General features: G+C 64.9%; 6 protein-coding genes, 1 tRNA gene and 1 pseudogene. 4 read left to right on the forward strand and 4 right to left on the reverse strand.

The window, feature by feature from the left end:
* Positions 1-2 precede the first annotated feature (2 nt).
* From Y705_RS17020 to Y705_RS17025, 3 genes and pseudogenes are all read right to left on the reverse strand, one after another.
* A pseudogene (locus tag Y705_RS17020) lies at positions 3-320 on the reverse strand (VOC family protein); the annotation flags it as partial.
* Positions 321-373: 53 nt separating this feature from the next.
* Positions 374-790: a VOC family protein gene (locus Y705_RS0103250; RefSeq protein ID WP_026531814.1), complete on the reverse strand. Its 417-nt coding sequence runs from the start codon at positions 788-790 to the stop codon at positions 374-376.
* 31 nt (positions 791-821) lie between these two features.
* Complete coding sequence (locus Y705_RS17025) at positions 822-1,529, reverse strand: hypothetical protein (RefSeq protein WP_049822207.1); 708 nt, start codon at positions 1,527-1,529, stop codon at positions 822-824.
* 145 nt (positions 1,530-1,674) lie between these two features.
* Between Y705_RS17025 and Y705_RS0103260 the strand changes: the two genes are divergently transcribed.
* The 3 genes from Y705_RS0103260 to Y705_RS0103270 all read left to right on the forward strand — a co-directional run bounded on the left by Y705_RS0103260 (position 1,675) and on the right by Y705_RS0103270 (position 5,510).
* A complete protein-coding gene (locus tag Y705_RS0103260; RefSeq protein WP_026531815.1) occupies positions 1,675-2,640 on the forward strand; it encodes a TIGR03885 family FMN-dependent LLM class oxidoreductase in 966 nt (321 codons plus the stop codon).
* A gap of 231 nt (positions 2,641-2,871) precedes the next feature.
* Positions 2,872-5,013: a hypothetical protein gene (locus tag Y705_RS17030; protein WP_216698728.1), complete on the forward strand. Its 2,142-nt coding sequence runs from the start codon at positions 2,872-2,874 to the stop codon at positions 5,011-5,013.
* Between the two features lie 74 nt (positions 5,014-5,087).
* A complete protein-coding gene (locus Y705_RS0103270) occupies positions 5,088-5,510 on the forward strand; it encodes a GNAT family N-acetyltransferase (RefSeq protein WP_026531816.1) in 423 nt (140 codons plus the stop codon).
* A 104-nt stretch (positions 5,511-5,614) separates the two neighbouring features.
* On the opposite strand, the gene Y705_RS0103275 is transcribed toward Y705_RS0103270, so the two are convergent.
* Positions 5,615-5,687: transfer RNA gene (locus Y705_RS0103275), tRNA-Lys, on the reverse strand.
* Here Y705_RS0103275 and Y705_RS23470 point away from each other — a divergent pair.
* On the forward strand, positions 5,688-5,925 hold a 238-nt coding region (locus Y705_RS23470), incomplete at its 3' end, for a hypothetical protein (RefSeq protein WP_343212714.1).

Below are 5,925 nucleotides of genomic sequence, written 5' to 3' on the forward strand. Positions count from 1 at the left end.
ATTCAGGCTTTCGGGCCTGCGATGTTCACCATCCAGTGAATACCGAAGCGATCCACACACATGCCGAAGCTGTCTCCCCATGGTGCCTGCGCGAGTGGTTCCACCACGGTCCCGCCGTCGGACAGTTTGTCCCAGTAGCCCCGCAACTCCTGCTCGTCCTCGCCGCTGAGTGACAGTGCGTGGTTGGTACCCACGGTCAGATCCATGCTGTTAGGAGTATCTGCTGCCATCAGCACCATGCCGTTGGGGGTAGTGAGTTCGGCGTGCATGAGCTTGTCCTGCTCCGCAGGGTCCTCGCTTGCATGGAACTCGCTGAAGGTGCCCCGCCGTCCCGCTTGGGTCGGCTGGTCCTCGCTCCGGAGACCGGGAGAATTCAGGCTTTCGGGCCTGCGATGTTCACCATCCAGTGAATACCGAAGCGATCCACACACATGCCGAAGCTGTCTCCCCATGGTGCCTGCGCGAGTGGTTCCACCACGGTCCCGCCGTCGGACAGTTTGTCCCAGTAGCCCCGCAACTCCTGCTCGTCCTCGCCGCTGAGTGACAGTGCGTGGTTGGTACCCACGGTCAGATCCATGCTGTTAGGAGTATCTGCTGCCATCAGCACCATGCCGTTGGGGGTAGTGAGTTCGGCGTGCATGAGCTTGTCCTGCTCCGCAGGGTCCTCGCTTGCATGGAACTCGCTGAAGGTGTTCTTCGCGAGTTCCCCGCCGAACACTGATTGATAGAACGCCATGGCGGGAGCCGCGGTGTCTCGGAAGCTGAGGTAGGAATTGAGTCGGGTGGTCATGGGAGCACTCCTTGTCTTTGGGATGCTCCGATTATGGTCCGGCAGGCGTTGCCCGGGAAGAGGCTCGGGACTGGGCCGTCGAAGATCCCGCGCCCAGCATGCGCGCCACCTTCTCCTCGAGGGAAGCGATGGTGGCGTCGGGAAGGACGATCAGTCCGTCGAGTTCGCGGCGTGCCCTCTTGTAGGCCGTCTGGCGTTCCGCCGGGGTCGCCGCCTCGTCGACGGCGACCGTCACGAGCTTCCTCGCGGTCGTCAGCCGTTGGCGCTCAGGGCCGCTGAAGGCAGTGTCCTTCAAGCGGTGCGCTTCCGACTCTGCGACGCGGAACGCGACGTCGAAGTTGTTGACGGCGTTGCGGTACTCGGTGAGCCGGTCCCGCGGCAGCTCGTCCTCGTCGATGGGCCGCAGTGCGTCTGCTTCCCGCTTCGCGCGGAGGAAGGCGACGGTCAACGGCTCCCGCACGTCCGTCATCATGGGGTAGTCGATGAGCTTGGCGGCGTCGAGCTCATAGGCGAGCCAGCGCCTGTTGACGTCGTCGTGCGCCGACAATAGGCGCTGGATCTCACCGCTGCGCGCGTGTTCGACGGCGAGTCCCTGGTGCTTGAGCCCGTAGAGCTCGAGCTTGCGCTGGTGCCGCCGTTCGCTCGCCCTGGACCACGAACTTCCCCAGGCTGCGAAGACGCCACTCAGGGGGAAGACAAGCCACCAGTAACTACCGAGGAAATCGAAGAGGGGTTCCACGAATCCATGGTAGTGCCGCTGGTGTGCCCTGCACCACAGCGGCACCATGAGCGGAACAGCTCCTGTCCTCTGATGCCCGCCTCGGCAGGCACGCCCGCGAAAGCGGGTCTCGACAGCCGTTTCACTGCAGTGTTAGACATTGTTCATGCCTGTCATCGGTTTCCATGCTTCGCATGAACAAATCTCTCCTGCACAACTTCTCCTGGACGTCCAGCATGCTGAATCGGCCGGCTTCCAGGCGGCGATGTGCTCGGACCACTTCGAGCCGTGGTCGCCCTCCCAGGGACATGCCGGGTATGCCTGGAGTTGGCTCGGCGCGGCGCTTGCGACGACGGGGCTCCGTTTCGGCGTCGTCACCGCTCCGGGGCAGCGCTACCACCCCGCCATCACCGCCCAGGCCTCCGCCACGCTCTCCGCGATGTTCCCCGAGCGGTTCTGGGCGGCTTTGGGCAGTGGCCAGAACATGAACGAGCGCATCACCGGTGATCCCTGGCCGGAGAAAGCCGTCCGCCAGCAACGCCTCGAAGAGTGTGTGGACATCATCCGGCGCCTGCATGCAGGGGAGGAGGTGACCCACCGCGGGCTGGTGACGGTGGAGCGCGCCAGGCTGTGGGACCTGCCGGAGGTGCCGCCTGCCTTGATCGCACCGGTGATGTCCGTAGGCACGGCGCGCCGTGCGGCAACGTGGGCGGACGGATTGATCACCACCAACCAGGACCCCGGCACGCTTCTGGAACTGCTGGGTGCCTATCGGGATGAAGGGGGCCGCGGCAAGGCGGTGCTCCAGGTCCACCTCAGCTGGGCGGAATCCGACGGCGACGCCGACGAGATGGCCTACGGACAGTGGCGCACCAATGCGGTGGGGCCACCCTTGACGTGGGAGGTCGCCACCGCGCAGGACTTCGTCGAACTGGCAGAGCGGAAGGAGATATCCCGGGAGCAGGTGCGGCAGGCGGTCAACGTCTCGAGCGATCCGGCGCAGCATGCCCAGTGGCTGCACGAATACGGGGAACTCGGATTCGATGAGCTGTACCTTCACCATGTCGGCCAGGACCAGGGCGCTTTCATCGACACCTTCGGCAGCAAGGTCCTGCCTGAGCTGCGCAGCTGAGTAGCGCAATTGCCGGGCTGCGCTGCAGAAAACGACGGTCGCGCTCGTTTCGGACATTCACACTGGTTGTATCCGGCGCGAATGTCGTTTTCTACGGCACCCCGTCATAAGCTTTTCACATCCGCACCTTTGGTAACAGGCGTTCCTCGGTTATGATTCCCGCGGGGAACAGCATCGGCCTCCCCATGAATCACCCATTGTTTCAGTGGGAATGAGCCCCTGAGGATGCGCATGCCAGTTCCGCCCCGCCGCTCGACCCGAGGAGCAGTGGCCGCCGCAATCGCAGCGCTCCTGGTGAGCCCCTTGTACGCCCTGCCGGCCGCTGCACTGGAGGGTGCACCGGAAATGATGGCGTCACCGGAGGTAGTGGTGCCTCCAGACGTGACCGCGCCACCGGAGGTGTCGGGTTCGCCGGACGTCGCGGCGCCACCACAGATCACGGCTCCACAGCTGGCTTCGGCTTCGCCGGACGAAGGAGCTTCACCGGAGGTCACAGCTCCGCCGCTGACCGGCGACGTCAGCCAGGTCCAATCCGCGGCCGCGGTGGCCGGGAGCATGACCTCGTCACCCCCCACCATCACCGGAAGTCCGACGATGGATGCCACCCTGACCGCCGACCCCGGGTCATGGGGACCGGCACCTGTCTCTTTCACCTATCAGTGGATGCGTGGCGAATTCGTGATCGCCGGAGCCACGGCAAAGACCTACAAGCTTACTGCCGATGACGTGTCCGAGTTCATCCGCGTCCAGGTGAGCGGTTCCAAGAGCGGCTACGATCCGACGGCGACGACGTCCGACGGAAAACTCATCGCGCCGGGCACGATCGGCTCGACACTGCCGACGATCTCCGGGTCTCCGGCGACGGGGTCGGTCCTCACGGCCGTTCACGGTGCGTGGACGCCGGCACCTCTTCCAGTGGAGTACCAGTGGTTCCGCTCGGGCGAGGCCGTGGCCGGTGCAACCGGCTCCACCTATACGCTGACCGGTGCCGACGCCGGTGCAACCATGACGGTGAATGTGACCGGCATCAGGACCGGATACACTCCAGCCACTCGGTTCTCACCAGTAACACCGGCTGTATCCAACGTTCCGGTCCGCACCGCAATCGAGGCGAAGTACGCGCAGCCGGGAGTTGCCGGCCTCCTCGGCACGCCGGTGGGCGGTGAGATCGGCCTCGCCAACGGTGCGCAGCGCAATTATGAGCGCGGCTCGATCGTCTGGTCCGCGGCCGGTGCGGTCGTGGTGAGGGGCGCCATGCACGCTGCCTATCTGGGAACGAAGGCCACCACCGGACCCCTCGGCTTCCCGACCGCCGATGAGGGGGGCATCGCAGGCGGCGCGTACCAGCAGTTCCAGCACGGCGGGATCTTCTGGTCGCCGGCCACCGGTGCACAGGTCAGCCCGCACGGGCCGCTCCGTGACACCTACTTCGCTTACGGGTTCCAGACCGGCCTGATGGGCTTCCCGACCTCGGGTGAACTGGGTGGCCTGAAGGACGGCGGGAAGTACCAGACGTTCCAGAACGGCACCGTCCTGTGGTCCCCGGCCAACGGGGCGCACCTGGTGTTCGGTGGGATGCGCGAGACCTACGTCCGCAGCGGCTCCGAGAACGGCAGTCTGGGGTACCCCACCGACAGGGAAAAGCCGGTGCCGGGCGGCGCGTACCAGCAGTTCCAGCACGGCGGGATCTTCTGGTCAGCCGCGTCGGGCGGGCAGGTCACCCTCAAGGGCGCGATTCTGGACGCCTACAACTCCTACGGAGCACAAACCGGCTTCATGGGCTTCCCGACCTCGAACGAGCTCAGCGGCCTGAAGGACGGCGGGAAGTACCAGACGTTCCAGAACGGCACACTCATGTGGTCACCGGAAAGCGGCGCTTTCCTGGTCTTCGGCGGGATGCGGGCCACCTACGTTGCCAACGGTTCCGAGAACGGGTCGCTGGGCTACCCGATGGGCCGGGAAACCGGGATCAGGGGCGGTGCCTACCAGCAGTTCCAGCACGGCGGGATCTTCTGGTCGGCCGCCACCGGCGGACAGGTCACCCTCAACGGGCCCATCCTGGCTACCTACGAGGCCTTCGGTTCCGAGTCCGGCTTCCTCGGCTACCCCACCTCCGGCGTCATCGGCGGGCTGAAGAACGGCGGCAAGTACCAGGCGTTCCAGAACGGGGCGATCCTGCAGTCACCGGCCGGCGGCGCCTACCTGTCCTTCGGCGGTATCCGGGATGCCTACGCCCAGGTGGGCCTCGAGAACGGGCGCCTGGGCTACCCCACCTCCAACGAATACGGCGTTACCGGTGGGGTCCGCCAGGACTACCAGGGCGGCTACATCACCTGGACCGCGACGGAGGGCGGGGTAGCGACCTTCCGCTGAACCACAGCCCCCTGGACGTCGGCTTCGCCAGGCGTATCTGGACGCGGGATGACTCGAGCATGCTTGGATGGGTCATGGCCACTATCGCAACAGTTCAGGCAGCGGATCTGTCGATGGCGGATGTTCTCGACCTCTACGCTTCGGTTGGCTGGCTGGCCTACACGAAAGATCCCGAGAACCTTCTGGCAGCGCTTTCTGGATCCTCGATCGTGGTGACAGCTCGAGAAGGAAAAGCGCTCGTTGGGCTGGCCAGGGTGATTTCCGACAACGCTTCGATCTGCTATCTCCAGGACATCCTGGTCCGCCCCGGTCATCAGCGGGAGGGAATCGGCCGCGCGCTGGTTTCCACCGCGCTCGGCTATTACCCGCAGGTCCGCCAAAAGGTTCTGCTCACCGATGATGAGCCCGGGCAGAAAGCGTTCTACGAGTCGCTGGGCTACACCCAGGCAACCGAGTTCGACGGCGGCGCAGTGCGGGCCTTCCTCCGATTCGATTGACGGCCGGCGCCGGGCTTGAAATGCACTCGCGTATAGAAGCGCACCCAGGGCAAAACAAAACCCCGCACTACCAGCGGCGAGACTGGAAGTACGGGGTTTCGCAGTGCACCCCTCGGGACTTGAACCCGAAACCCATTGATTAAGAGTCAATTGCTCTGCCAATTGAGCTAGAGGTGCTTGGCATTTTTCCTGCAGTTTGCGGCTGACTTGGTCATCCGCAACAGCACAAAACTCTACCAGCATGGTGCTGGAAAGCTGAAATCGAACCGCTCAGTCGAGCTCCGCCCGAAGGATCCGCGCGCCGCCGTCGCCTTCGTTCGTCGCGACGAGCAACCCGCCGTCGGGCCCTTCCACAGCATCCCGCAGCCGCCCGAACTCGCCATCGAAATGGCTGACGGGCTCGCCGGCCTGCCCG

Source organism: Arthrobacter sp. H41 (assembly GCF_000520535.1).
Taxonomy (GTDB): domain Bacteria; phylum Actinomycetota; class Actinomycetes; order Actinomycetales; family Micrococcaceae; genus Arthrobacter_D.